Origin of the sequence: Streptomyces sp. NPDC057939 (assembly GCF_042887545.1) — a bacterium.
Lineage (GTDB): Bacteria > Actinomycetota > Actinomycetes > Streptomycetales > Streptomycetaceae > Streptomyces.
In genome coordinates this window covers 1-24,545 of the sequence record NZ_JBHVPG010000029.1, presented here as the reverse complement: position 1 = coordinate 24,545, position 24,545 = coordinate 1, and the positions used below count along the sequence as shown (strand labels likewise).

Genomic DNA, 24,545 nt, shown 5'->3' with positions numbered 1-24,545 from the left:
GATCCACCACCGCACCGCCGAGGAGACCCACCCGTGAGCGACCACCACGCCGAGCACCCCGCGTGGACCGAGCCCGACGCGGCGTCGGCGCCCGTCGCGGCCGTCTCCTCCGGGGCCCTCACCCCCGCCGACGCCGCGGACGCGGCCCGGCTCGTCGCCTTCGGGCTGCAGCCCAAGCTGCTGCCCGCCCGTGACGCCGAGTACGCGGAACTGCTGCGCCGCTACCGCGAGGACCCCGGCTTCGGCCGCCTCGCCGATGCCGTCGCCACCGGACTGGGACTCGTCGTCCTGGAGGTGTCCCCGCGCGCCGGCATGGCCGTCGCCGCCGGCGAGGACTCCGTGTTCGCGGTCCGCATGGGCGACTACGCCCGCCGCACCGCCGCCGACGGCGGCGACCGCTTCCTGCACGGCCTCGCACACCTCGCCGTGGCCGCCCTCGCCTTCCCCCGTCCCGAGGACCTCGCCGACGACGGCTACATCGGCCGCATCACCGTCAACGGGGTCGACTCCTTCGTCCGGCAGACCTGCCGCCGCCTGGAGGAACGCGCCGGAGAACTCGGCGAGAACACCGACCCGGCCTCCGACGCCCCGGGCCTGGAGGCGGCCTGGCGCGTCTACACCCGCCGCAGCGCGACCGGAGCCACCAAGGACGCCCGCCGCCTCGCCGGTTCCACCACCGGCATCGTCGGCAAGGCCGCCGCGTTCCTCACCGAATCCGGCTTCCTCCAGCGCACCGGCGACGACTCCGGCGGCACCTACCGCACCACACCCCGCTACCAGCTCCAGGTCCGCGACATGGCGGGCAGCTCGGCCATGGCCGAGCTCCTGGAACTCGGCGTGGTCCCCGTCGGCGACGGTTCGCCCACCCTCCTGCCGCCGCCCGAGGGCGACGACCTGGACCTCGCCGCCGACGCCGGACTCCCCTTCCACGCCTGAGCCGCCCCCAGGCCCCACCCCGCCCTCCGTACGACCCACCAGAGACCACGAGAGTCCGCCGAAATGTACGAGCTGTCCCGGATCCGCCTCTACTCCATCGGGCCCGCCGGCGCGCGCTACGCCGACACCGTGCTCGACCTGCGCGGAGTCGGCGAACCGGTGCCCCACCCGGCGCCCGCCCAGGCGGAGTTCTTCGAGGAGGAGCCCACCGGCCCGCCCCGGCGACCCGCGCCGGCGGGCGTGCTCTTCCTGGAGAACGGCGGCGGCAAGTCCGTCCTGCTGAAGCTGATCTTCTCGGTGATGCTCCCCGGCCACCGCAACACCCTCGGCGGCGCCAGCTCCGGCGTGCTGCGCAAGTTCCTGCTCGCCGACGACTGCGGCCACGTCGCCCTGGAATGGCAGCACACCCGCACCGGCGAGTGCGTGGTCGTCGGCAAGGTCAGCGAATGGCGCGGTCGCCAGGTCTCCAACGACCCCCGCAAGTTCGCCGAGGCCTGGTACTCCTTCCGCCCCGGACCGGGCCTGAGCCTGGACAACCTCCCGGTCGCCGAGGCCACTTCGGTGCGCCCGCCCGTCGAGGGCGTCTCCGGCGCCCAGGGCCGCCGCCGCACCATGAAGGGCTTCCGCGACGCCCTCACCGAGGCCGGGAAGGCGTACCCGCACCTGGAGGTGTACTGGGAGGAGATCCACGACCGCTGGAACGAACACCTCACCGAAGTCGGCCTCGACCCCGAACTCTTCCGCTACCAGCGCGAGATGAACGCCGACGAGGGTGAGGCCGCCGGCCTCTTCGCGGTCAAGAAGGACTCCGACTTCACCGACCTGCTGCTGCGCGCCGTCACCGACACCCGCGACACCGATGGCCTCGCCGACCTCGTCCACGGCTTCGGCAACAAACTGGGCCGCCGCGCCGAGCTGATGGCCGAACGCGACTTCACCGCCGGCTCCGTCGACCTGCTCACCCGCATCGTCGAGGCCGCCGCCGCCCGCTCCCGGCTCCGCGACGTCCACGCCGGCGCCGAGCGCCGTACGCGCACCCTCGCCCGGAGGCTGTCCGCCCGCGCGACGGGGGAACGCGTCCGCGCCGCCGACCTCGCGCAGCGGGTCACCGCGGCCGCCCACGAGGTCACCGCCGCCGAGTCCGCGCGGGCCCGCAGCGCCGCAGTCTCCGCCGAACTCGCCTACCGGCACGCCTCGCTGGCCCTGACCGTCGCCGACAAGGCCGCCGCCGCCCAACGTCGAGAGCTCCTCGAAGCCCGTACCCTGCACGCCGCCTGGCAGGCCGCCGAAACCGTCCTGCGCCACCGGGCCGCCGCCGACCGCTCCACGCGCGTCGCCGCCGCCATCCTGGAGGCCGAGCGGGACGCCGCCCCGGCACTGGCCGCGCGCGCCACGGCCGCCACCGCCCTCGTACGGGCCCTGCACACCGCCGCCGAGCACGGCGAGCGGGCCGCCAACGAGGAGGAGGAGCGTTCCGCCGAGCTCCAGCGCCTCGGTGAGGGCGCCCACCGCGACGCCACGTCCGCCGCCACGTCCGCCCAGCGGGCCCGCAGCGAGGCCGAACACCTGCGGGCCCGGCTCGCCGAGGTCCAGCAGGAGACCGCCGAGGCCGTCCGGGCCGGCTGGCTCGACGACTCCGCTCCCGACGCCGACCCGGCGCGCGCCGCCCTCGCCGCCAGCGACGCCGAGAAGACCGCCGTCGCCGCCTGGGACGAGGCCCGCGAGGCCGCCCGCGGCGCGTCCGACGCCGCCCGCGAGGCCGCGGCCACGGAATCCCGCGCCGAACTGACCGCCGCCCGGGCCGCGGACGCCGCGGACGCCGCCGAGGCCGCCCACGGGGCCGAGGAACGCGCCGCCGCCTCCCTCGCCGGTTCGCCCCGCCTCGCCGAACTGCTGGGCCTGCCGGCGCACCCCGGCCCGGCCACCGTGCCGGACCCCCGCGCCTCCGAGACCACCGACGCGGGGGACGGCCCGGGCCGCCCGGCCGGCGAGGGGGCGCTCACGGTCGCCGACCTCGACCGCAACGCCGACGAGCTGCACCGCCTCCTCACCGACGGGGTGGCCGCCGCCGAACGCCACCTGTTCGAGCTGCGCACCGCGGCCGCCGACGACGCCCGCATCCTGGGCGCCCTCGGCGACGGCGGCCTGCTGCCGCCCGGACCGGACGTCCTCGCGACCGTCGAGTACCTCGGCGAACACGGCATCCCCGCGCTTCCCGGCTGGCGCTACCTCGCCCAGTCCGTGGACCCCGCCGACCACGCGGCCGTCCTCGCGGCCCGCCCCGAACTCGTCGACGGCGTCGTGATCACCGACCCCGACACGCACTCAAGGGCCCGCGAGGTCCTCACCGGCGCGGCCCTCCTGCCCCGTTCCACCGTGGCCGTCGGCACCGCCGCCGCCCTGCTGGCACCCGTCCCGCCGGCCGCCGGCCCCGCGGGCGACCCGGACGTCTTCCTGGTCCCGCCGAACCCGGCCATGCACGACGAGCACGCCGCCGACGAGGAACGCCAGGCACTCCGCGCCCGCGCCAGCGCCCGCGACACCGAGATCCGCGGGTTCGCCGCCCGCCTCTCCGGCGACCGGGAGCTCGCCGCCCGCCTCGCCTCCTGGCGCACCGGCTGCCCGCCCGGCCGGCTCGCCGAGCTCGCCGGGCAGGCGGCCGCCGCCCGGACGTTCGCCGAGGAGGCCGACGCCGAACTCGCGGAGGCCCGTACCGCCCGGGCGGAGGCCGACGAGGCCGCCGCGGACGCCACCCGCGTGCGCGACGACCGCCAGGAGAGCGCCCAGCGCGCCCGCCGCGTCGCCGACGTCCTGTCCGGCCTCGCCCACCGCCTGCGCGAGCGCGCCGGCTGGCAGGCCCGGCTGCGCGAACTCGCCGACGAGGCAGCGGAGTCCGAGGCCCGCGCCGAGGTCTGCCTGGACCGGGCCCGCGCCGCCGACGAGGACCGTCGCGCCGCCCAGCGCGCCGCCGACGACGCCCGCCGCACCGCCCGCGCGCTGCGCGCCGAACGCGCCGAGATCGCCGGCGCCCCCGAACCCCTCCCCGAGGAGGCGGAGGGCGCAGCCAAGGCCCCGCTGCCCGAGCTCCGCGAGGCCTACCGCGCCGCCTCCCGGCTCTACGAGAAGGTCGGCGTCGGCGCCGACCTGCGTGCCGAACAGGCCCGCGCCGAGAGCGACGAGAGCGGCGCGCTCGCCGAACTCGACCGGCTCACCAACAAGGTGCGCACCCGCGCCGCCCAGCTCCTCGAAGGCACCGACGGCGCCGACGGCCCCTCCCGCCAGGCCGCCGCCGCCCGCGCCGAAGCCCTCGTACAGATGCTGGAGACGCGCGCGTCCACCGCGAGCGAGCAGCTCGGCCGGCTGCGCGGCGAGGCCGAACGGCACGCCCCCGCCGAGGGCGAGGCGCACACCGAGCTCCCCGACGAACTGATCCCGGCCGACGTCGAGCAGGCGCAGGGCCTCCTGCGCACCGCCACCGCCCAGCTCGCCGCCCACAGCGCCGCGGTCGACGGAGCCCGCTCCGCCCACTCCGACCTGCTGCGCTCCCACCGCGCCGCGGAGGACGGCGCCGGCGGCTTCGACGAGACGGCCGCCCTGCTGCGGGACCTGCTGCGCGACCACACCCACCCCGACGACGAGCAGGAGCCGGTGCCCCACCCGGGCACCCTGGAGGAGGCCCGGCAGTCCGCCGCCGAGGCCCGCCGTTCCCTGCGCGCCTGCTCGGCGGACCTCTCGGCCGCCGAGGCCGCCGTCCGCGAGGCGAGCGACGTACTCGTCCGGCACGCCAACGCCAACCGCTACGAGCAGGTGCGCACCCCCGCGCGCCAGCAGATCCGTGAACTGCCCGCCTCCGCCCTGCCGGAGCACGCCGCCGCCTGGGCCACCGCCTTCGCGCCCCGGCTGCGCGTGCTGACCGACGAACTCGCCCAGCTGGAACGCAACCGCGACAGCATCGTCGACCGGCTGCGCGGCCTCGTGGAGTCGGCCCTGGCCACCCTGCGCTCGGCGCAGCGCCTGTCCCAGCTGCCCGAGGGCCTGGGGGAGTGGTCGGGCCAGGAGTTCCTGAGGATCCGCTTCGAGGAGCCCGACCAGGCCGTCCTGACCGATCGGCTCGGCGAGGTCATCGACGAGGCCACCCGGGCCGCCGTCAAGAAGAACAGCACCGCTTCCTTCGGGGAGGGCCGCCGCGACGGCATGTCCCTGCTCCTGCGCGGCGTCCAGGCGGCCCTGGAACCCAAGGGCATCGCCGTGGAGATCCTGAAGCCGGACGCGGTCCTGCGCGCCGAGCGGGTCCCGGTCGGTCAGATGGGCGACGTGTTCTCCGGCGGACAGCTCCTGACCGCCGCCATCGCCCTCTACTGCACGATGGCCGCGCTGCGCAGCAACGACCGGGGCCGCGACAAGCACCGCCACGCGGGCACGCTCTTCCTCGACAACCCGATCGGGCGCGCCAACGCGACCTACCTGCTGGAGCTCCAGCGGGCCGTCTCCGACGCCCTCGGAGTCCAGCTGCTGTACACCACGGGTCTCTTCGACACCACGGCCCTCGCCGAGTTCCCGCTGGTCATCCGGCTGCGCAACGATGCCGACCTGAGGGCGGGCCTGAAGTACATCAGCGTCGAGGAACACCTGCGCCCGGGACTGCCCCAGCAGTCACCGGACGGGGAGACGATCCACGGGGAGATCACGGCGACCCGCATGTTCCGCCGCGGCGCCTCCGCCTGAGACCCCCGCGCCTCCTCCTGAGACCCCCGCGAGCGCGGCGGAGCCCCGGTGCGGGCTCCGCCGCGCACCGGGGCACGATCCCCGCCGCCCTACCGCGGACGCGCGACCCGCACCGGGCCCCGGCCCTCGCCCCAGCTCCGGCCCGGTGAGGCGGCGCTGCTCGGCGCGGACACCACCCCGTGCCGCTGGTGCCACATCTGCCGGGTGATCCACACGTCCAGCACGCCCCAGGTGGCCACGACGGTCCCGGCGACGCCGCAGATCACCATCGGGAAGGCCAGCCAGGAGCCCGTCAGCGCGAGGAAGAACGTGATCGTGGCCTCGGTCAGGGTGACCGCCACTATCAGCACCGCCCGGACCGCGGAGGCCCGGACGGGATCGGGCATCCGGGGGCGCCGCGCGGGTTCCTCCACCCACAGGCCGCGTCCGGGCGCGTCGGTCGTCGCGCCGTCCTCTTCGTACATCCTCATGGTCCGCCCACTCCCCACCGCGCGGTCTGCCAAGCCTGCTCCCACGCCTGCCCGCCACACCCGCGCCCACACGTCTGTCTGACGTACGGGGTCGCCAGGAGATTCCCGCATCCCGGACACGGTCGTCGCCGCCCATCCACCCGGAACGAAGAATTCCAGCCATCCGTCGTGTGAAGGGAACCGACACCCCATGGAGTGTCATCTGCCACAAATCGGGCCTGACTTGACCGGAAGTATCGGATAACTGGTGATCTTTGCAAGGAGGTCAGGCCGAAAACGTCCGGACATGCCTTCGGGGCGGCTCCCTGTCAGTAGTAGGCTCACGCCGTTTAAATGACGGAACACCGACCCCCGAAAAGCGGGTTGAGCTGGGGGAGGCTGGGGAGGCCATGCGCTTTCGCGGGAAATCCATCCGCCGGAAGATCGTGGCGTTGCTCCTGGTGCCGCTCGTCTCCCTGACCGCCCTCTGGGGCTTCGCGACGGTCATCACCGGCCGGCAGGCCGTGCAACTGCTCGACGTCGCCTACGTGATCGAGAAGGTCGGCTACCCCGCCGAGGACGTCGCACGGGTCCTCCAGAAGGAGCGCCGGCAGAGCCTCGTCGTCATCGGCGACCCCCGCGCGTCCACCGCCACGACCGAACTCACCAAGAGCCGGGCGGCCACCGACGCGATGTTCCGCCGCCTCGCCGAGAACGCCGCGGACCCCGAGGTGACCGACGAACTCGCCCCCCGGTCCGCCGAGCGACTGCGCTCGATCCTCGACGCCTTCCACGGCATCTCGGCGCTGCGCAACTCCGTCGACCGCAACGCCCTCGACCCGGGCCAGGCACTGGAGCTGTACAGCCGGCTCGTCGACCCCTGCTACGCCTTCCTGATGAACCTCCACGCCCTGGAGGACGTGGAAATGGACAAGCAGGGCCGCGCCCTCGTCGGCATCACCCGCGCCCGCGAGGCCCTCTCCCGCGAGGACGCGGTCATCGCCTCCGCCCTCGCGGCCGGCCGGGTCACCGCCGAGGACGTCCGTCGGGTGTCCGGCTTCGCCGCGAACCGCACCCTGCTGTACGAGTCCAACCTCGCGATCCTCCCGGCCGAGGACCGCGGCCTCTTCGAGCAGTACTGGCAGGGCCCCGAGACCAAGGCCCTGCGTGACGTGGAGGAACGGTTCATCGTCGGGGGCGCCGTCAAGCCCCCGCGCACCGTCACCGCCGCCCAGTGGGACGAGGCCTCCGGCAAGGTCCTCGACGACCTCGCCCGGATGGGCACCGCGGCGGGCGACCGCTACCAGGAGCGCGTCGAACCGGTCGCGATGGGCGTCCTGGTCCAGGCCGCCGTCGCCGGTGTCCTCGGGTTCATCGCCCTGGCCGTCTCCCTCGTCCTGTCCGTCCGCATCGGCCGCGACCTGATCCGCGACCTGTCCCGGCTCCGCAAGGACGCCCACGAGGCGTCCGGCGTCCGCCTGCCCGGCGTCATGCGCCGCCTGGCGGCCGGCGAGACCGTCGACGTGGAGACCGAGGCGCCCCGGCTGGAGTTCGAGAAGGACGAGGTCGGCCAGGTGGCCCTCGCCCTCAACTCGCTCCAGCGGGCCGCCGTCGAAGCCGCCGTCAAGCAGGCCGAACTGCGCCGAGGCGTCTCCGAGGTGTTCGTGAACCTGGCCCGCCGCAACCAGGTCCTCCTGCACCGCCAGCTGACCCTCCTCGACACCATGGAACGGCGCACCGAGGACACCGACGAACTCGCCGACCTGTTCCGCCTCGACCACATGACCACCCGCATGCGCCGCCACGCCGAGGGCCTGGTGATCCTCTCCGGCGCCGCACCCTCCCGCCAGTGGCGCAAGCCCGTGCAGCTGATGGACGTCGTCCGGGCCGCCGTGGCCGAGGTCGAGGACTACGAGCGCATCGAGGTGCGCCGCCTGCCGCGCCTCGGCATCGAGGGTCCGGCCGTCGCCGACGCCACCCACCTCATCGCGGAACTCCTGGAGAACGCCACCGTGTTCTCACCCCCGCACACCGCCGTCCAGGTCCACGGCGAGCGGGTGGCCAACGGCTTCACCCTGGAGATCCACGACCGCGGCCTCGGCATGAACCCCGAGGCCCTCCTCGACGCGAACCTCCGGCTCGCCGAGACCCCCGAGTTCGAGCTTTCCGACACCGACCGCCTGGGCCTGTTCGTGGTCAGCCGGCTGGCCCGCCGCCACGGTGTGAAGGTCGTCCTCCAGCCCAGCCCGTACGGGGGCACCACCGCGGTGGTCTTCCTCCCGGCCGAACTCCTCACCGAGGCCCCCGACACCAACGGCACCGGCATCCGCCTCAACGGCCTCGGGGGAGTGGGCGGCGGAAAGACCGCCAAGGGCGTCAAGGGCGGCCCCGTCGGCAAGGGCCCCCGCCGTCCGGCGCCCCTGGCCGTCGACCGGGCCGTGCCGCCCCACCCGCTGCCCGCCGGCGTGCTCAACGGCCCGGTCGAGCTGGAGGGCCCGCTCGGCGTCCTCGGCCTGGAGGCACTCGACGGCCCGGGCGCCGCCGACGACCTCGCCGCGGCCGGCGCCCGCCCGCCCATGGCCACCCTCGACGACGAGACCCCGCCCGGCGGCATCCCCCGCAGCGCCCTGCTCGGCCTGCGCTCGGCCGACCGGCCGCACGGCGACCGGCACCCGGAGCGCGGCTCCGCCTGGAAGGGCGACCGGATCGGTGACCGCAGCGCCGACCGGCACCGCGACCGCGGCGACGGCCCCTATCCGGAGGCCGACGGCGGCCGCAACCGCTCGCGGGGCGCCGCCGCGGAGCGGGCGGTACCGGCCTCGACCGGCCCGGTCCGCATGGAGCGCACCCGCCCCGACACCGCCCGCCCCGACGGAACCGTCCCCCTGCCCCGCCGCCGGCCCACCCCGACCCTCGTCGCCGAGCACGGCCGCCGCGTGGAACCCCGTGCGGTACGCGCGGATCCGGCCGCCGGAACCGGCGCCGGACCCGAGGCCGGCCGTACGCAGCCCGCCGCGGACCCCGGCGGCCTGCCCCGCCGGGTCCGCCAGGCCAACCTGGCGCCCCAGCTCAGGAACGGACCCGGAGCCGCCGCCGCCGAGGCCACCACCGACCAGGTGATCGACCGCGACGCGGAAGACGTACGCACCCGCATGTCCGCCCTCCAACGGGGCTGGACCGCGGGCCGCAACCAGCACGCGCAGCAGCAGTCCGAGACCGGGACAGGCACCCCCGCCGCCACCGGTCCCGCGCACGAGAACGAAGGGGACGGTCGATGACCGCACCGCAGACCGGAAACGACAGCAGGGGCCGCGGCCCGCTCAACTGGCTCCTCGACGAGCTCGTCGACAAGGTGGCCAGCATCCGCAAGGCGGTCGTCCTCTCCGGGGACGGCCTGCCGACGGGCAGTTCCAAGGACCTCACCCGGGAGGACAGCGAGCACCTGGCCGCTGTCGCGTCCGGTTTCCACAGCCTCGCCAAGGGCGTCGGCCGGCACTTCGACTCCGGCCGGGTCCGCCAGACCGTCGTCGAACTCGACGAGGCCTTCCTGTTCGTGATGGCCGCCGGCGACGGCAGCTGCCTGGCCGTCCTGGCCGACTCCGAATCCGACGTCGGTCAGGTCGCCTACGAGATGACCCTCATGGTGAAGCGCGTCGGCGACCACCTGGCGACCGCCCCGCGCACCGGACTGCCAGCCGGAGGGTGAGTCGGACCGGATGAGCGATTCAGGACAGGACCACCCCACCGACGCCCTGAGCACCCCGGGGAACCCCGACGCTCCGTCCGAGCCCGGCCATCCCCACTGGTTCGACGACGACGCGGGTCCCGTCGTACGTCCCTACGCCATGACCAGGGGTCGGACCAGCCACTCCGGCCGGCACCGGCTCGACCTGATCGCGCTCGTCATCGCCGAACCGGCGGCCGACGATCCGATCTGGGACCAGACCCTGGCCCCGGAACACGCCCACATCCTCGGGCTGTGCCGGGAACGCCCCCAGTCGGTCGCGGAACTCGCCGCGGACCTCGACCTCGCCATCGGCGTGGTCCGGGTCCTCATCGGGGACCTCGTCGACGAAGAACTGGTCCACGTGACCCGGCCGGTCCCACCGGCCGAACTCCCCGACGAATCCATACTGCGTGAGGTGATCAATGGCCTTCGGGCGCTCTAGCCGCACCGGCGCGATGCACGCCGTGTCGCCGGTCGAGCCGCTGACCCTGAAGATCCTGGTCGCGGGCGGTTTCGGGGTGGGGAAAACCACCCTGGTGGGTGCGGTGAGCGAAATCCGACCCCTGCGCACGGAGGAACGCCTCTCCGAGCCGGGCGTCGGCATCGACGACACGCAAGGGGTGGAGGGCAAGAGCACCACCACCGTGGCCATGGACTTCGGCCGCATCACCCTGCGCGAGGACCTCGTGCTCTACCTCTTCGGCACGCCCGGACAGGACCGCTTCTGGTTCCTGTGGGACGAGCTGGCGCACGGCTCGCTCGGCGCCGTGGTCCTCGCCGACACCCGCCGGCTCGCCGACTGCTTCGCGGCGATCGACTACTTCGAACGGCGCGGCATTCCCTTCGTCGTCGCGGTCAACTGCTTCGACGGCGCCGCCCGCCACCCGGTGGTCACCGTCCGCGACGCGCTCGACCTCGACCCGGGAGTGCCGGTGCTGCTCTGCGACGCCCGCGACCGGGAGTCCGTCAAGGACGTCCTGGTCGGAGTCGTGGAACACGCCATGTCCCTCGCCCGGGAACGCCGACGCGGCCTGACGGCGCGAGCCTGACGGGGGAGTCCGACGGGGGAGTCCGACGGAGGAGTCCGACGACCGGGGCGCCCCGGCGGGCGCCCGACATGGAGGCGGCCCGTACCCCCGCCGACTGGGGTACGGACCGCAGCTCTCATGGGGGGATCGAGGAGGTCCCGGTCGCGGCGCGGGACCGTGGGGAGAGTGTGAACCCGCCATCCGGGGTCGTCAAGCGTTCCGACAACACACCCTGTTCACGGACCGCCCCGCGCCTCACCGCACGGCCACGACCGCCGAACCGTGGCCGAACAACCCCTGGTTCGCGGTGACCCCGACCCGCGCCCCCGGCACCTGCCGCGCCCCGGCCGTCCCCCGCAACTGCCACGTCAGCTCGCACACCTGGGCGATGGCCTGGGCCGGCACCGCCTCCCCGAAGGAGGCCAAACCCCCGCTCGCGTTGACCGGGACCCGCCCGCCGAGCGCCGTCACCCCGTCGCGCACGAGCTTGGCCCCCTCGCCCTCACCGCACAGCCCGATGTCCTCGTACCACTGCAACTCCAGCGCGGTGGAGAGGTCGTACACCTCGGCGAGCGACAGGTCGCCGGGGCCGATCCCCGCCTCCTCGTAGGCGGCCCGTGCGATCGACGCCCGGAAGGACTCCCCGGACGGCGAAACGGCGACCGTGGAGTCGGTGGCGATGTCGGGCAGGTCCAGCACCGTACGCGGATACGTGGGCGTCACCGTGGAGACGGCCCGGATCCGCACCGGCTCCGCGACCCCCCGCGCCCGGGCGAACTCCATGCTGCTCAACACCAGGGCCGCGCCCCCGTCCGAGGTCGCGCAGATGTCGAGCAGCCGCAGCGGATCGGCCACCACCGCCGAGGCCGCCACCTCCTCGACGGTCACCTCCTTGCGGTAGCGGGCGTTCGGGTTGAGCGCCCCCGCCGCCGCGTTCTTCACCTTGACCAACGCGAAGTCCTCGCCGGTGTCCCCGTACAGGGCCATCCGCCGGCGGGCGTACAGCCCGAAGTACGCCGGGTTCGTGGCGCCCAGCAGCCGGAACCGCAGCCAGTCCGGATCGTCCGGCCGCTCGCCGCCCGCCGGGGCGAAGAACCCCTTGGGCGCGGCATCGGCGCCCACCACGAGCACCACGTCCGCCAGCCCCGCGAGGATCTGGGCGCGGGCCGCCCCGATCGCCTGCGCCCCGGAGGCGCAGGCCGCGTACACGCTGGTCACCCGGGCGCCCTGCCAGCCGAGGGCCTGTGCGAAGGTGGCGCCGGCGACGTAGCCCGGGTAGCCGGAGCGGACCGTGTCGGCGCCGACGATCGACCGGACGTCCGTCCACTCCAGGCCCGCGTCGGCGAGCGCCGCGACGGCGGCCGCCCGCCCGTACTCGACGAAGCTGCGGCCCCACTTGCCCCACGGGTGCATGCCGGCCCCGAGGACGGCGACGTCGGCGCTCACGCGTCCCCTCCCACGGGCCTGAACCGCCAGGTGGTGCGCACGCCCTCGGCGTCCTCGTCCAGTACGCCGACCACGACCTCCACCTCCGTGCCGACCGCCAGATCGGCGACCCCCACACCGGGCGCGGCCTGCCCCAGCACGACCATCCCCTCGGCCTCCAACTCCACCGCGACCAGGGTGTACGGCTCCCAGGGCACGTCGGGGTCGGACACGTACGGTGCGGGTGGCCGGTAGCGCCCGTCCGTGCAGGACCAGACCCGGCCCCGGGGGGACAGCGGCACCTCGACGAGCTCGCCGTCCCCCGCGCAGTGCGGATTGCGGCAGTACGCGTCCTCGCGCGGGAAGAACACGGCGGCGCAGGCCGAACAGCGGGTGCCGAGCAGGCGGAAGCCGCCGTCCGGACCGTCCTCGGTGAACCACCCGTTCACGACGGGCGTGCGTGTGCGTTCCAAGGCCCCTCCCCGATATGATTTCTGACGGATCGTCAGAAGTCTGTCACGGGAGGCCGTCCCTGGCACGGGTTCTCGGCGAGCCACTTCCGGGCGATCACGCCCAGTTCCGCGTCCCGACCGGCCAGCATCATCCGGATCATCTGCGCGTCCCCGCGCAGCGACCACACCGGATGACCGAAGGTCGCCGGATTGTTCCCCTCGATCAGGAAGTGCGCCGGCCAGGCGGTCCCGTACCCGATCAGGGGGAGCGCGGCGAGGTAGCGCCCGCGACCCCGAGCCACCCCGTAGACGCTCAGCGCGAGCCCGGTGAGCGTGCCGGTGAGATGGACCCAGCGGGTGGCGGCGCGGGAGTGCATCGCGACGTAGTACGGCCAGAATTCCTCGTACGAGCTGAAAGTCATGCGGGCACGGTACTCACGGGCGGACCGTGGCGACAGCGACCGGGAAATCGAAGTACGTGTCCGGATGCGGCTCGGGCCGGTACGTGAAGTGCCACCACTCCTCCGGCAGGTTCACGAACCCCTGCGCCCCCAGCACCCCCTTCAACATCCCCCGGTTCTCCCGCACGGTCCCCGACACCCGCGGATCGTCGGTGTGCGACAGGGAGTCGAAGAAGTCGAACGCGGTCCCCATGTCCAACTCCCGCCGCGCCGGCAGCCGCACCACCGTCACGTCGACCGTGCTCCCGCGGCTGTGCCCCGACCGCGCGGCGATGTACCCCTCCGGGATCAGCCGCGACTTGTCCACCCCCGGATGGAACTCGGCCTTCGTGGACTGGTCCGCCGCGTCCCCGGCCCAGCGCACGAACCGGTCCACCGCCCGCTGCGGCCGGTAGCAGTCGAACACCTTCAGCGAGTACCCCGACCGCAACAACTCCCGCTGCGCCCGCCGCAACGCCTCGGCGGCCGGCCGGGCGAGCAGGCACACGGGCTCCTCGTACCCGTCCACCACCGCACCCGTGAAGTTCCGCGCACCGGCGTACCGGATGTCCTCGACGACGCTCGGATCGATGTCCCGCAACGCCACGAACCCGGCGAGCCGCGCCACGGAACCCGACGCCCCCGACGCCCCGGCAGCGTGCACCGCACCGACCGGGCCCGACGCCCCGGCAGCGTGCACCGTACCGCCCGGGCCCGCCGCACCGGCAGCGTGCACCGCCCCGATCGCGTCCGCCGGCACCACGAGGACCGCCCGCGCCACCAACACCGCCGCCACCACCCGCACCGCAGCAACCCACCGCATCCTCATGCCCCTTGGCATACCATCGCCGCATGCCGGAACACCTGAGGGACTCGCACTGCTCCACCTGCGGAGCCCCGTTCGACACGTCAGACTGGCCCCGCAAGTGCGCAGGCTGCGGAACGACCACCTACCGCAACCCGCTCCCGGTGGCCATCGTCCTCCTCCCCGTCGAGGACGAGTCCGGGACCGGCCTCGTGGTCATCACCCGCACCATCGAACCGGCCCTCGGCGGCGTCGCCCTGCCCGGCGGGTTCGTGGACTTCGGCGAGGACTGGCGCGAGGCGGTCGCCCGCGAACTCCGCGAGGAGACCGGCATCGAGGCCCCGGCCTCCGACGTCGCGCTCGCCGACGTGATGTCCTCCCCGCACGGCCACCTGCTGGTGTTCGGCCTCCTGCCGCCGCGCCCCGTCGCCGCACTCCCGCCGTCCGCCCCGACCGACGAGACGACCGGGTGGCACGTCCTGCGCACCCCCTCGGAACTGGCGTTCCCCCTCCACACCCGCGCGACCGCCAACTGGTTCGCCGGCCAATACACCTGACCGGCCGCAACCCGCCCGAGCGGCAGAGCAGGACCCTGCCGTGCCCACCACCCGGACCGCGAGCCCGCCGCCCCCTCCACCCCGGCAGCCCGCGGCACGAACCCTGACCCGCCCTCCGCCCGGGCTGCATGAGGCGGGGGAGCCGAGGTTCGCGCGGTCCCGGCCGCCCGGGGCGTGAACGCCCTTGCCCGGCCTCTGCGCTCCGGCCGTACGGGCGCATCCCCTTCGCCCGGGGCCGGGGAGTCCGGGGTGCCCTCCGCCCCGGGCCGGATGGGGCACGGGAGGCCGGCGCGCCCGTACGGCCGGTGGCACGGGCGGGAGCCTGCCGTCCCCTCTGCCCCTTGCCGGGAGCCGGGCGGTTTCTCCGCCCCGGCCGCTCCGGGTGGGAGCGGCCTTGCCTGCTTCTTTCGCTCCGGCTCCACGGGTACACCTCCGTTGCCCGGCTCGCTCGGGGCGGGAGTCCGGGCGATTCCTCCGTTCCGGCCGCCCGGAGCACGGGGAGTCGGGAGTCTCCACCGCCTTGGCCGCACGGGGCGGGAGCCTGCGGTCTCGCCCGCCCCAGCCGCCCAAGGCATGGGAGCCTGCTGTCCCCACCGCCTCGGCCGTCCCGCGAGGGAACGGCCTGCGACGCGCACAGAGCGGGGGAGCCCTCCTGAGTCCGCCCGACCCCGCGTGCGGCGGTCCACCGCAGCCCCGGCGGCGCGCGCGTGTCCGCCTCCGGGACCGCAACAGCCCCGGGGCCGTTGCGGTCCGCATCCCCGACCGCGCAGCCCGCCCGACCCCTACCGCCGGCCCCGCGCCTGCCCGATCCGCCCGGCCGCCCGCCGACCCGCGCCGACCCGTACCGCACCGCCGGATCCGAGCGGGACCGCCTAGAACCGCAGTTCCGTCAGTGCCCCCGCCAGCGTCACCACCCCGACCACCGTCCCCGCCGCCACCGCACCCCCGCGCCACACCGCGCCCGTCGCCACCGGCCAGGACCGTAGGAACGCCCCCACGAGCAGCGGCAGCACGGCGGCCGCCGCCGTCCACGCCCACACCGCACCGAACCCCGGCCCCGCACCGGCGGCCCCGCCCGCCCAGGACCCCAGACCCCAGCACACCGGCACGGCCACCGCCGCCGACGCCGGGGCGAGCAGCACGCCGACGACGACCGGCTCCGGCCCGCCGCCGCGCCCTGCGCCCCACCTCCCCAGCGCGGCCACCGGCCGCACCAGCAGCAGCCCGTGCAGGAACCCGGCCCCGCCCGCAGCCGCCGCCTCCACGGCCGGCTCCAGCAGGGACCCGGCCGTGAACCCGGCGGGGTCCCCGAGCACCAGCAGCAGCGCCCACACCGTCAGCCCCTGCCAGGCACCGACGGCCTCGGCTCCCGCAGCCGCGTCCCACCCCGGCCACCCCACCCGCGGCCACCCCGCCCGCCGCCACCGTCGACCCACCGGCCCCACCACCCTCACCGGGCTCGTCCAGACCATCGCCGGCCTCCTTCCCGCCCCTGTCCCGTCCCCGGTCCGCGCCCCGTTCGAACCACCGTGGCGCGTCCCCCTGAAGTCCCGCCACAGCGCGGCCACAGCCCCGAACCCAGCAATCCCCCCACCCACCTCACAGGCCGCGTACCGTCACGTCCCGCACGAGCCCGCCCGCCTCGTCCTCCACCACCACCGACTCCCCGGCCCACCGCACCGCGTACCGCTCCACCGTGCCCGCCCCGAAGCCCGGCCCCGCGTCCCGGATCACCACCCCGCCCCCCGTCCGCCCCCGCGCCGGCGCCCACGCCTCCAGCACCACCGACCCGTCCGCACCCCGTACCGGCAGGACCGACCCCGCCCGCGCCAGCACCGGCACCCGGCCCGGCGGAGCATCCAGCAGCACCTGCCCCGGTCCCTCGTACGCCGCCCCCGTCACCGTGTCGTACCAGCGCCCCCGCGGCAGCCGGACCGCCCGCCGGTCCGCCCCGCACTCCAGCACCGGCGCCACCAACAACGCGTCCCCCAGCAGGAACGCGTCCTCGCAGTCGCGCAGCACCCGGTCCTCCGGGTTCCCCCACCACAGCGGCCGCACGTACGGAGCCCCCGTCCGGCGCGCCAGGTGCGCCAGCGTCACGAAGTACGGCCGCAGCCGCTCCCGTTCCGCCAGCACCTCCGCGGCCGCCTCCGCCACCTCCGGACCGAACTCCCACGGCTCCCGCCGCCCCGCCCAGAGCGCCGAATGCGTACGGAACAGCGGCAGGTACGACCCCAGTTGGAACCACCGCAGGTACAACTCCGGCGACGGCGAACCCCCGAAGCCCCCGACATCGGGACCCGAGTACGGCACCCCGCACAGCCCGAGCCCCAACACCAGCGCCAGCGAAGCCCGCAGCCCCTCCCAACTGCTCTCCACGTCCCCGGACCAAGAGCCCCCGTACCGCTGCATCCCCGCCCAACCCGACCGCGAGAACAGGAACGGCCGCTCGTCCGGCCGCAGCCGCACCAGCCCCTCCCAGCCGGCCCGCGCCATCCCCAGCGCGTACACGTTGTGCCCGGACCGGTGGTCCCCGCCCGCCCCGTCCATCGCGTGCCGGGCCGACCTCGGCAACGTCGCGTCCCCCCACGGCGCGAAGGAGACCGGCTCGTTCATGTCGTGCCAGAAACCCGAGAACCCCTGCGCGAGCCGCTCCTCGTACAGCCCGCCCCACCACCGGCGCACCTCCGGATCCGTGAAGTCCGGGTACGCGCACTCACCCGGCCACACCTCGCCCCGGACCTCCTCGCCCCGCGCGTCCCGCACGAACGCCCCCCGCGCCCCCACCGCGAGTCCCGACGCGTGCACGGCGTCCCCCGCCTTCACCGCCGGATCCACGATCGACACCAGCCGCACCCCCTGTGCCGCCAGCTCCCCGGCCAGACCCGGAAGGTCGGGGAACGCCTCCCGGTCCACCGTGAACACCCGGTGCGCGTCGTAGTGGTCGATGTCCAGGTGCACCGCCGACAACGCCAACCCGCGCTCCCGGTACCCCGCCACCACCCGCCGCACCTCGGCCGCGCTCCCGAACCCCCACCGCGCGTGCTGGTACCCCAACGCCCACTCGGGCGGCACCGCCGCCGCTCCCGTCAGCCCCGACCACCCCTGGAGCACCCGCGCCGGGGTCCCCGTCAGCACCCAGCACCGGGCCGGCCCGCCCTCCAGCCGCAGCTCGCTCGTCCCGGGCCGGTCCACGCCGGAACCCGCGCCCTCCTCGCCCTCCCGCAACACCATCCGCCCGTCCCACGAGTTGTCGTAGAACGCCAGGTGCGTGCCCACGTCCGCGACCACCACCTGGACGGGCATCGTGACGTACAGCGGGTCGTCGCCCGGCCCGAAGCCGCCCCGCGGATCCGTGTTCCACAACCGGTACGTCCCGTCGCGCAGCCGGGGCCCCGACGCCCGCCCGCCCAGCCCGAAGAACCGGGCGTCCGCCGACACCTCCGACCGCTGGAGCCTGCGCGGCCCCTCGGCGCCCCCACCCCCGCTCCCTCCCGCGCCGCCCGCCTCCGCGCCGCCCGGCCCGTCGCCCCCGACCCCTCCCGGCCCGTCGTCCTCCCGCCCGCCCGGGTCGACCTCCCCGCGCCCGCCCGGCCCCACCGGGTCCCACCAGCGCGGCGGCAACTCCCGCCGCAGCACCGCCCCGCCCGGGGTCCGCACCTCCAGCGCCCCGTGCCGGGACACCGCCACCGTCACCCGCTCCGACACCACCCGCCAGCCGCCCCCGGTGTCCGGCTCCAGCACCGCCCGGGGATCGGGTTCGGGCCCACCGCCCACCACCGCGTACGACGGCCCCGGCTCCGCCCCGTCCCAGCCCCAGAACACCGCCCCGCCCACGGTCACCCGTACCAGCAGCTCGGACCGCGCGAACCGCAGCACGCCCCCGCCCGGCAGCGCCCGCGTCCCCACCAGCAGCCCCGGCACCCGCGCCCGCTCCGCACCCCGCCGCGGCAGGGCCACCGCGTCGGCCCGGCGGTGGCGCAGGGCCGCGCGCCAGGAGCGCCGCCCGCGCGCCGTACCGATCTCTTTCACCGCACGCACCAGATCACTACCGTCCATGCGGATCACCCTGCCACCGGCCCCGGTCCGAGCGGGCGGCGTTCAGCTGCCGTTCACCCGCGACGGGGACCGACCCCGACCGCACAGGACAGCTCTGGTGCGTATGTCGATCACATGGCATCGTCCCTGTGAGCCGTCGCGCGAACACCCACGCCGCGGTGGCACCGTACGCACACGAAGCGCGAGCCACAGACTTGACCGGGAGCCGACCCATGACCTCAGCCACCCAGCCGGAACCCCTCTGGTCCCCGGCCCCCGACCGGATCGCGAAGGCCCGGATCACCGCCTTCCAGGCCTGGGCGGCCGAACGGTTCGGCGCCCCAACCGACGGCGGCTACCCCGCCCTGCACCGTTGGTCCGTCGACGAGCTCGACGTCTTCTGGCAGGCCGTCGCCGAATGGTTCGACGTACGGTTCACCACCCCCTACGAGCAGGTCCTCGCCGACCGCTCCATGCCGGGCGCCCGATGGTTCACCGGATCCACCCTCAACTACGCCGAGCACGCCCTGCGCGCCGCCGAGGACCCCGCCCGCGCCGCGGACCCGGCCCTGCTCTCCGTGGACGAGACCCACGAGGCCGTCCCCCTCACCTGGGCCGAGCTCCGCCGCCAGGTCGGATCCCTCGCCGCCGAACTGCGCGCCCTCGGAGTCCGCCCCGGCGACCGCGTCAGCGGCTACCTCCCCAACATCCCCGAAGCGGTCGTCGCCTTCCTCGCCACCGCCGCGGTCGGCGGGGTCTGGACCTCCTGCGCCCCCGACTTCGGCGCCCGCAGCGTCCTCGACCGCTTCCAGCAGGTCGAACCCGTCGTGCTCTTCACCGTCGACGGCTACCGCTACGGCGGCAAGCAGCACGACCGCCGCGACACCGTCGCCGAACTGCGCGCCGAACTCCCCTCCCTGCGCGCCGTCGTCCACATCCCCCTGCTCGGCACGCCGGCCCCCGACTCCACCCTCGCCTGGGCCGACCTCACCTCGGGCGACGCCGAACCCGTCTTCGAGCCCGTCCCCTTCGACCACCCGCTGTGGATCCTCTACTCCTCCGGCACGACCGGCGCCCCCAAGGCCATCGTCCAGTCCCAGGGCGGGATCCTCCTCGAACACCTCAAGCAGCTGGGCCTGCACTGCGACCTCGGCCCCGAGGACCGCTTCTTCTGGTACACCTCCACCGGCTGGATGATGTGGAACTTCCTCGTCTCCGGCCTGCTCACGGGAACCACCGTCGTCCTCTACGACGGCAGCCCCGGCTTCCCCGACACCGGCGCCCAGTGGCGGATCGCCGAACGCACCCGGGCCACCCTGTACGGCACCTCCGCCGCCTACGTCATGGCCTGCAAGAAGGCCGAGGTGCACCCCGCCCGGGACTTCGACCTCTCCGCCGTCAAGTGCGTCGCCACCACCGGCTCGCCCCTGCCGCCCGACGGGTTCCGCTGGCTCCACGACGAGGTGGCCGAGGACCTGTGGATCGCCTCCGTCAGCGGCGGCACCGACGTCTGCAGCTGCTTCGCGGGCGCCGTCCCCACCCTGCCCGTCCACATCGGCGAACTCCAGGCCGCCTGCCTGGGCACCGACCTCCAGGCCTGGGACCCCTCCGGCAAGCCCGTCACCGGGGAGGTCGGCGAGCTCGTAGTCGCGGGCCCCATGCCGTCCATGCCGATCCACTTCTGGAACGACCCCGACGGCAGCCGCTACCGCGACAGCTACTTCGAGATGTTCCCCGGCGTCTGGCGCCACGGGGACTGGATCACCCTCACCGACCACGGATCGGTCGTCATCCACGGCCGCTCCGACTCCACCCTGAACCGGCAGGGCGTCCGCATGGGCTCCGCGGACATCTACGAAGCTGTCGAACGCCTCCCCGAGATCAAGGAATCCCTGGTCATCGGCCTGGAAGAGCCGAACGGCGGCTACTGGATGCCGCTCTTCGTCCACCTCGCGCCCGGAGCCACCCTCGACGAGGCCCTGCGGAAGAAGATCGCCACCACCATCCGTGAGCAACTCTCCCCGCGCCACGTGCCCGACGAGATCATCGAGGTCCCCGCCGTCCCCCACACCCTCACCGGCAAGCGCATCGAGGTCCCCGTCAAGCGCCTCCTCCAGGGCACCCCCCTCGCCAAGGCCGTCAACCCGGGTTCCGTCGACCGCCCCGAGCTCCTCGCCTTCTACGAGGACCTCGCCCGCACCCGCGGCTGACCGGAGCCCGATGTCAGTGCCCGTGATTACGCTGAGTGAGCATTCGTCACGCCACTCAGGGGGAAACCATGTCGGGCACGCACCACACCGGACCATCGGACACCACATCGGGCGCCACACCGGACACCACGTCGGGCACTCCGCCCCGCAAACGGATCTCCCGCCGCCGCAGCCTGCGCCGCGAGGTCCCCAGCACCGTCGGCCTCCTCGCCGACGCCGGGGACTTCGCGGCCATGCGGCGGTACCGCAGCTTCGACTTCGACCACCATGACGACTACGGCGACTACCTCCGACAGGTCGAAGCGCTCCTGAAGTCACTCGCCGCCCAGGGCATCCACACCACCGTCGCCCTCTTCGACCCCGAGGAGTACGCCGACTACTGCGCCGAGCACGCACTCGACCCCGACACCGCACGGACCCGTACCCGCTTCACCGCCGAACTCGCCGGCGGCGGACCGGCCCTGCCGTACACCGGCCAACCCGTCGAGGAACTCGTACCCCTCCTCGTGGACGAGGCCGTCCGGCAGGCGACCTGGGAGTGCGCCACCATGCTGCTCACCGGCATCGGCACCTGCGCGGACTGCGGCCAGGACATCGGGCAGGCCTCGTTCGAACGGGCCGCCGGCATCGTCGACCGCCTCCTCACCGGCGCCGGACCGGGCCACCACCACCTCGTCTGCAGCGTCCCCACCGAACAGGAACAGCTCGTCGTCGTGCTGCACGCGGAGATCCCCGGCGACCCACCGGGCCCGATCCGGACGCAGGCCCGCGACAGCCTGGACTTCGTGACCGTACTCGCCGCCGGACTGGCCCTCGGCGGCGCCGGGGGACTCGTGCTCCGCAGCACCACCGACGGCTTCCGCGACCGCGTCCACGGCTGGCGCCTCGACCGGGGCCGCCTCGTCGCCCTCACGGCGGCCGCCGTCTTCGACGCCTACTGCACGGACGCCGACACGGGCGAGCCCGTAGCCCCCGAACCGGGCGTCGAGTACTGCCCGGGCTACGAGGCCGACGTACCGGGCCCCCACCACTGAACGGCCGAGGGGCCCTCGCCACCGGCGAAGGCCCCTCGACTCCGATCCAACCGTCCGGCTACTCCCCGGACAGCACCGCCTGGGCGGCCACACGGGCCTCCTCGGCACTGTCCGCGGCCCGCGCGGCGGCCGCGGCACGCTCGCACTGCGCCAGCGTGTACTTGGCCAGCGTCGCCCGCACGTACGGAATGGACGCGGCGCCCATCGAAAGGGAGGTGACACCCAGACCGGTCAGCACACAGGCCAGCAGCGGGTCGGCGGCGGCCTCGCCACAGACACCACAGCTCTTGCCCTCGGCCTTCGCGGCGTCCGCGGACATCGCGATCAGGTCGAGCAGCGCGGGCTGCCAGGGGTCCTGGAGCCGCGAGACGGCGCCGACCTGACGGTCGGCGGCGAAGGCGTACTGCGCGAGGTCGTTCGTGCCCAGCGACAGGAACTCGACCTCCTGCAGGATCGAACGCGCCCGGAGCGCGGCGGAGGGGATCTCCACCATCGCGCCGAACTTCGCCCGCAGACCGGCCTCGCGGCACGCGTCCGCGAACGCCTTGGCGTCGGTCCGGTCGGCCACCATCGGCGCCATGACCTCAAGGTAGACCGGCAGCCCCTCGGCGGCCTTGGCCAGCGCGGTGAGCTGCGTGCGCAGCACGTCCGGGTGGTCGAGCAGCGCCCGCAGCCCGCGGACACCGAGCGCCGGGTTCGGCTCGTCGGCCGGGGTCAGGAAGTCCAGCGGCTTGTCGGCGCCGGCGTCCAGGACGCGCACGACGACCCGACCCTCGGGGAAGGCTTCGAGCACCTTGCGGTAGGACTCGATCTGTTTCTCCTCGGACGGCGCCTTCTTGCTGTCGTCCAGGAACAGGAACTCGGTGCGGAACAGACCCACACCCTCGGCCCCGGCCTCGACGGCCGCCGGCACGTCACCCGGGCCGCCGACGTTGGCGAGCAGCGGCACCTTGTGACCGTCGGAGGTCGCACCCGGACCGGACGAGGCGGCGAGAGCCGCCTTGCGCTCGGCGGCCGACGCCTCCAGCTCGGCCCGCTTCTCGGCGGTCGGGTCCACGAACAGGTCACCCGTGCTGCCGTCCACGGCGATCAGGGTGCCCTCGGCGATCTCACCGGCACCCGGCAGCGCCACGATGGCCGGCACGCCGAGCGCCCGCGCGAGGATCGCGCTGTGGCTGGTCGGCCCGCCCTCCTCGGTCACGAAGCCCAGGACCAGAGCCGGGTCCAGCAGCGCGGTGTCCGCGGGCGCCAGGTCCCGGGCGATCAGCACGTAAGGCTCGTCGCTGTCCGGAACGCCCGGCATCGGCACGCCCAGAAGACGCGCGACGATCCGGTTGCGCACGTCGTCCAGGTCGGCGACCCGGCCCGCCATGTACTCGCCGGCCCCGGCCAGCAGGACGCGGTAGGCGGCGAACGCGTCGTAGATGCCGCGCTCGGCGGTGCTGCCGACGGCGATCCGCCGGTCCACGTCAGCCATCAGCTCGGGGTCCGTGGCGATCATCGCCTGGGCCTCCAGCACGTGCTGTGCCTCGCCACCGGCCAGCTGACCGCGTGCGATCAGGTCCGCCGAAACAGCCTCCACGGCCTGACGGGCGCGCCCCTGTTCGCGCTCCGCCTCGTCCGCGGTGATCTGCCTGGCCGGCGGTTCGAGGACCGCCGTGCCCATGTGCCGGACCTCGCCGATCGCCACACCGTGGCTCACGCCGACGCCTCGCAGCGTTGTCTCCATTTCACCGTCTCCGATTGAGCGGCGGCCCCAGCCGCCGCGATGGATGTCCGACCCGCCGTGCAGGGGACGCTTACCGCCAGCTGAAGAGCGCGTCGTCGGCCTTCACGTCGCCGGACTCGACGACGTCGGAGAGGGAGTCGGCAGTCGCCTCAAGAGCCACGACGGGACAGATCGGCGACTTGCCGGCCTGCTCGACGGCGGCCGGATTCCAACGGATGACGCCCTGGCCGCGCGTCACGGTGTCGCCCTTGTTCACGAGCAGCTCGAAGCCCTCGCCGTTGAGCTGGACGGTGTCGATGCCGAGGTGCGTGAGCACACCGTGGCCCTCGCCGTCGACGACCACGTACGCGTGCGGGTGCAAGGAGACGACCACACCGTCTACGGGGGACACCGCCTCCGAGGGCTCGCGCACGGGATCAATGGCCGTGCCCGGTCCCACCATCGCGCCGGAGAACACCGGATCGGGCACTGCCGCGAGTCCGATGGCGGTCCCGGCAAGTGGGGACGTCACGCTGGTCATGGGGGCCTCCCAGGGGTGGGGCTTCATCGTGTCGCCGTCACTACCTGTCGCGAACGGCATACTCTTCAGAAGGATATGTCAAGGGCTGTACCGGTTCGCCCGATGTTGGTCCTGACTCGGACGGACCTTTGGCAGGGAGACTAGTGGACTAGACCGGTGGACTAGACCATACGCGTGAAACGATTTGCCTGTGCAGGGGCAGCCCTGTACTGTCGTGACTCCCGCCAGGACGTGCCGCGTGAACATCTCGCGAACATCCGATGGACGGGATTCCCCCTCAGCAGCAAAGATCCAGAACTCCCTGTTCTTCCGTGCGCCCATTCGGCAAAACGGAGAGTGGTCGGAGAGACGGAAAAGCGCTGATAGAGTCGGAACCGCCGGAAAGGAAAAGCGCGAAAGCGCAGGACCTGGAAAGCACCGAGGAAATCGGGCCCGAGAGAGTCTGATAGAGTCGGAAACGCAAGAACACA

18 protein-coding genes are annotated in these 24,545 nt (G+C 74.3%); 9 read left to right on the top strand and 9 right to left on the bottom strand.

Annotation, left to right across the window (positions count from 1 at the left end; translation table 11 throughout):
* Positions 1–33 precede the first annotated feature (33 nt).
* Together ACFVS6_RS27080 and ACFVS6_RS27075 are read left to right on the top strand one after the other, a co-directional pair.
* Complete coding sequence (locus tag ACFVS6_RS27080; RefSeq protein ID WP_389707749.1) at positions 34–936, top strand: hypothetical protein; 903 nt, start codon at positions 34–36, stop codon at positions 934–936.
* A 63-nt stretch (positions 937–999) separates the two neighbouring features.
* Positions 1,000–5,661 (top strand): hypothetical protein, encoded by a 4,662-nt coding sequence (locus ACFVS6_RS27075; protein WP_389707747.1) that lies wholly within the window; start codon positions 1,000–1,002, stop codon positions 5,659–5,661.
* 89 nt (positions 5,662–5,750) lie between these two features.
* Here the strand turns inward: ACFVS6_RS27075 and ACFVS6_RS27070 are convergent, their stop codons facing one another.
* The gene (locus tag ACFVS6_RS27070) at positions 5,751–6,131 is read right to left on the bottom strand and encodes a hypothetical protein (RefSeq protein ID WP_389707746.1); all 381 of its coding nucleotides are present in this window, start codon (positions 6,129–6,131) and stop codon (positions 5,751–5,753) included.
* Between the two features lie 389 nt (positions 6,132–6,520).
* On the opposite strand from ACFVS6_RS27070, the gene ACFVS6_RS27065 reads away from it, so the two are divergent.
* Genes ACFVS6_RS27065 through ACFVS6_RS27050 form a run of 4 tightly spaced genes read left to right on the top strand, consistent with a single transcriptional unit; the run spans position 6,521 to position 10,886 of the window.
* Entirely contained in the window at positions 6,521–9,388 is a 2,868-nt protein-coding gene (locus ACFVS6_RS27065) for a nitrate- and nitrite sensing domain-containing protein (protein ID WP_389707744.1), read from the top strand.
* Positions 9,385–9,816: a roadblock/LC7 domain-containing protein gene (locus ACFVS6_RS27060; protein WP_281210485.1), complete on the top strand. Its 432-nt coding sequence runs from the start codon at positions 9,385–9,387 to the stop codon at positions 9,814–9,816. The genes ACFVS6_RS27065 and ACFVS6_RS27060 overlap by 4 nt, the downstream gene beginning before the upstream one ends.
* Before the next feature lie 10 nt (positions 9,817–9,826).
* Positions 9,827–10,279, top strand: coding sequence for a DUF742 domain-containing protein (locus tag ACFVS6_RS27055; RefSeq protein ID WP_389707742.1), 453 nt, complete (start codon positions 9,827–9,829; stop codon positions 10,277–10,279).
* Positions 10,260–10,886: an ATP/GTP-binding protein gene (locus tag ACFVS6_RS27050; protein ID WP_389707741.1), complete on the top strand. Its 627-nt coding sequence runs from the start codon at positions 10,260–10,262 to the stop codon at positions 10,884–10,886. The genes ACFVS6_RS27055 and ACFVS6_RS27050 overlap by 20 nt, the downstream gene beginning before the upstream one ends.
* A 234-nt stretch (positions 10,887–11,120) precedes the next feature.
* Here ACFVS6_RS27050 and ACFVS6_RS27045 read toward each other — a convergent pair whose 3' ends face one another.
* From ACFVS6_RS27045 to ACFVS6_RS27030, 4 genes are read right to left on the bottom strand one after another with little or no spacing between them, the layout of a single operon-like run.
* Positions 11,121–12,311, bottom strand: coding sequence for a lipid-transfer protein (locus ACFVS6_RS27045; protein ID WP_389707739.1), 1,191 nt, complete (start codon positions 12,309–12,311; stop codon positions 11,121–11,123).
* The gene (locus tag ACFVS6_RS27040) at positions 12,308–12,763 is read right to left on the bottom strand and encodes a Zn-ribbon domain-containing OB-fold protein (RefSeq protein ID WP_389707737.1); all 456 of its coding nucleotides are present in this window, start codon (positions 12,761–12,763) and stop codon (positions 12,308–12,310) included. The genes ACFVS6_RS27045 and ACFVS6_RS27040 overlap by 4 nt, the downstream gene beginning before the upstream one ends.
* Before the next feature lie 32 nt (positions 12,764–12,795).
* On the bottom strand, positions 12,796–13,164 hold the full coding sequence (locus ACFVS6_RS27035; RefSeq protein WP_389707735.1) for an Mpo1-like protein: 369 nt from the start codon (positions 13,162–13,164) through the stop codon (positions 12,796–12,798).
* A 13-nt stretch (positions 13,165–13,177) separates the two neighbouring features.
* A complete protein-coding gene (locus ACFVS6_RS27030) occupies positions 13,178–14,005 on the bottom strand; it encodes a M15 family metallopeptidase (RefSeq protein WP_389707733.1) in 828 nt (275 codons plus the stop codon).
* 29 nt (positions 14,006–14,034) lie between these two features.
* Between ACFVS6_RS27030 and ACFVS6_RS27025 the strand changes: the two genes are divergently transcribed.
* Positions 14,035–14,544 carry an NUDIX domain-containing protein gene (locus ACFVS6_RS27025; protein WP_389707731.1) on the top strand — a complete coding sequence of 170 codons (510 nt, stop codon included), beginning with the start codon at positions 14,035–14,037 and terminating at the stop codon, positions 14,542–14,544.
* 872 nt (positions 14,545–15,416) lie between these two features.
* On the opposite strand, the gene ACFVS6_RS27020 is transcribed toward ACFVS6_RS27025, so the two are convergent.
* Positions 15,417–15,944 (bottom strand): hypothetical protein, encoded by a 528-nt coding sequence (locus ACFVS6_RS27020; RefSeq protein ID WP_389707730.1) that lies wholly within the window; start codon positions 15,942–15,944, stop codon positions 15,417–15,419.
* A 199-nt stretch (positions 15,945–16,143) separates the two neighbouring features.
* A complete protein-coding gene (locus ACFVS6_RS27015) occupies positions 16,144–18,603 on the bottom strand; it encodes a TIM-barrel domain-containing protein (protein WP_389707728.1) in 2,460 nt (819 codons plus the stop codon).
* A gap of 212 nt (positions 18,604–18,815) precedes the next feature.
* On the opposite strand from ACFVS6_RS27015, the gene ACFVS6_RS27010 reads away from it, so the two are divergent.
* Positions 18,816–20,792 carry an acetoacetate--CoA ligase gene (locus tag ACFVS6_RS27010; protein ID WP_389707726.1) on the top strand — a complete coding sequence of 659 codons (1,977 nt, stop codon included), beginning with the start codon at positions 18,816–18,818 and terminating at the stop codon, positions 20,790–20,792.
* 68 nt (positions 20,793–20,860) lie between these two features.
* Positions 20,861–21,826 carry a hypothetical protein gene (locus ACFVS6_RS27005; protein WP_389707724.1) on the top strand — a complete coding sequence of 322 codons (966 nt, stop codon included), beginning with the start codon at positions 20,861–20,863 and terminating at the stop codon, positions 21,824–21,826.
* 58 nt (positions 21,827–21,884) lie between these two features.
* Here the strand turns inward: ACFVS6_RS27005 and ptsP are convergent, their stop codons facing one another.
* Together ptsP and ACFVS6_RS26995 are read right to left on the bottom strand one after the other, a co-directional pair.
* Positions 21,885–23,555, bottom strand: a complete 1,671-nt coding sequence (gene ptsP, locus ACFVS6_RS27000) for a phosphoenolpyruvate--protein phosphotransferase (protein ID WP_389707722.1) — start codon at positions 23,553–23,555, stop codon at positions 21,885–21,887.
* 70 nt (positions 23,556–23,625) lie between these two features.
* On the bottom strand, positions 23,626–24,075 hold the full coding sequence (locus tag ACFVS6_RS26995) for a PTS glucose transporter subunit IIA (protein ID WP_281211107.1): 450 nt from the start codon (positions 24,073–24,075) through the stop codon (positions 23,626–23,628).
* Positions 24,076–24,545 lie beyond the last annotated feature (470 nt).

Excerpts from the sequence above, each read along its gene's own strand:
- ACFVS6_RS27075 (WP_389707747.1), top strand. The coding sequence starts at position 1,000 with ATGTACGAGCTGTCCCGGATCCGCCTCTACTCCATCGGGCCCGCCGGC.
- ACFVS6_RS27070 (WP_389707746.1), bottom strand. The coding sequence starts at position 6,131 with ATGAGGATGTACGAAGAGGACGGCGCGACGACCGACGCGCCCGGACGC.
- ACFVS6_RS27065 (WP_389707744.1), top strand. The coding sequence starts at position 6,521 with ATGCGCTTTCGCGGGAAATCCATCCGCCGGAAGATCGTGGCGTTGCTC.
- ACFVS6_RS27060 (WP_281210485.1), top strand. The coding sequence starts at position 9,385 with ATGACCGCACCGCAGACCGGAAACGACAGCAGGGGCCGCGGCCCGCTC.
- ACFVS6_RS27055 (WP_389707742.1), top strand. The coding sequence starts at position 9,827 with ATGAGCGATTCAGGACAGGACCACCCCACCGACGCCCTGAGCACCCCG.
- ACFVS6_RS27050 (WP_389707741.1), top strand. The coding sequence starts at position 10,260 with ATGGCCTTCGGGCGCTCTAGCCGCACCGGCGCGATGCACGCCGTGTCG.
- ACFVS6_RS27035 (WP_389707735.1), bottom strand. The coding sequence starts at position 13,164 with ATGACTTTCAGCTCGTACGAGGAATTCTGGCCGTACTACGTCGCGATG.
- ACFVS6_RS27030 (WP_389707733.1), bottom strand. The coding sequence starts at position 14,005 with ATGCGGTGGGTTGCTGCGGTGCGGGTGGTGGCGGCGGTGTTGGTGGCG.
- ACFVS6_RS27025 (WP_389707731.1), top strand. The coding sequence starts at position 14,035 with ATGCCGGAACACCTGAGGGACTCGCACTGCTCCACCTGCGGAGCCCCG.
- ACFVS6_RS27015 (WP_389707728.1), bottom strand. The coding sequence starts at position 18,603 with ATGGACGGTAGTGATCTGGTGCGTGCGGTGAAAGAGATCGGTACGGCG.
- ACFVS6_RS27010 (WP_389707726.1), top strand. The coding sequence starts at position 18,816 with ATGACCTCAGCCACCCAGCCGGAACCCCTCTGGTCCCCGGCCCCCGAC.
- ACFVS6_RS27005 (WP_389707724.1), top strand. The coding sequence starts at position 20,861 with ATGTCGGGCACGCACCACACCGGACCATCGGACACCACATCGGGCGCC.
- ptsP (WP_389707722.1), bottom strand. The coding sequence starts at position 23,555 with ATGGAGACAACGCTGCGAGGCGTCGGCGTGAGCCACGGTGTGGCGATC.
- ACFVS6_RS26995 (WP_281211107.1), bottom strand. The coding sequence starts at position 24,075 with ATGACCAGCGTGACGTCCCCACTTGCCGGGACCGCCATCGGACTCGCG.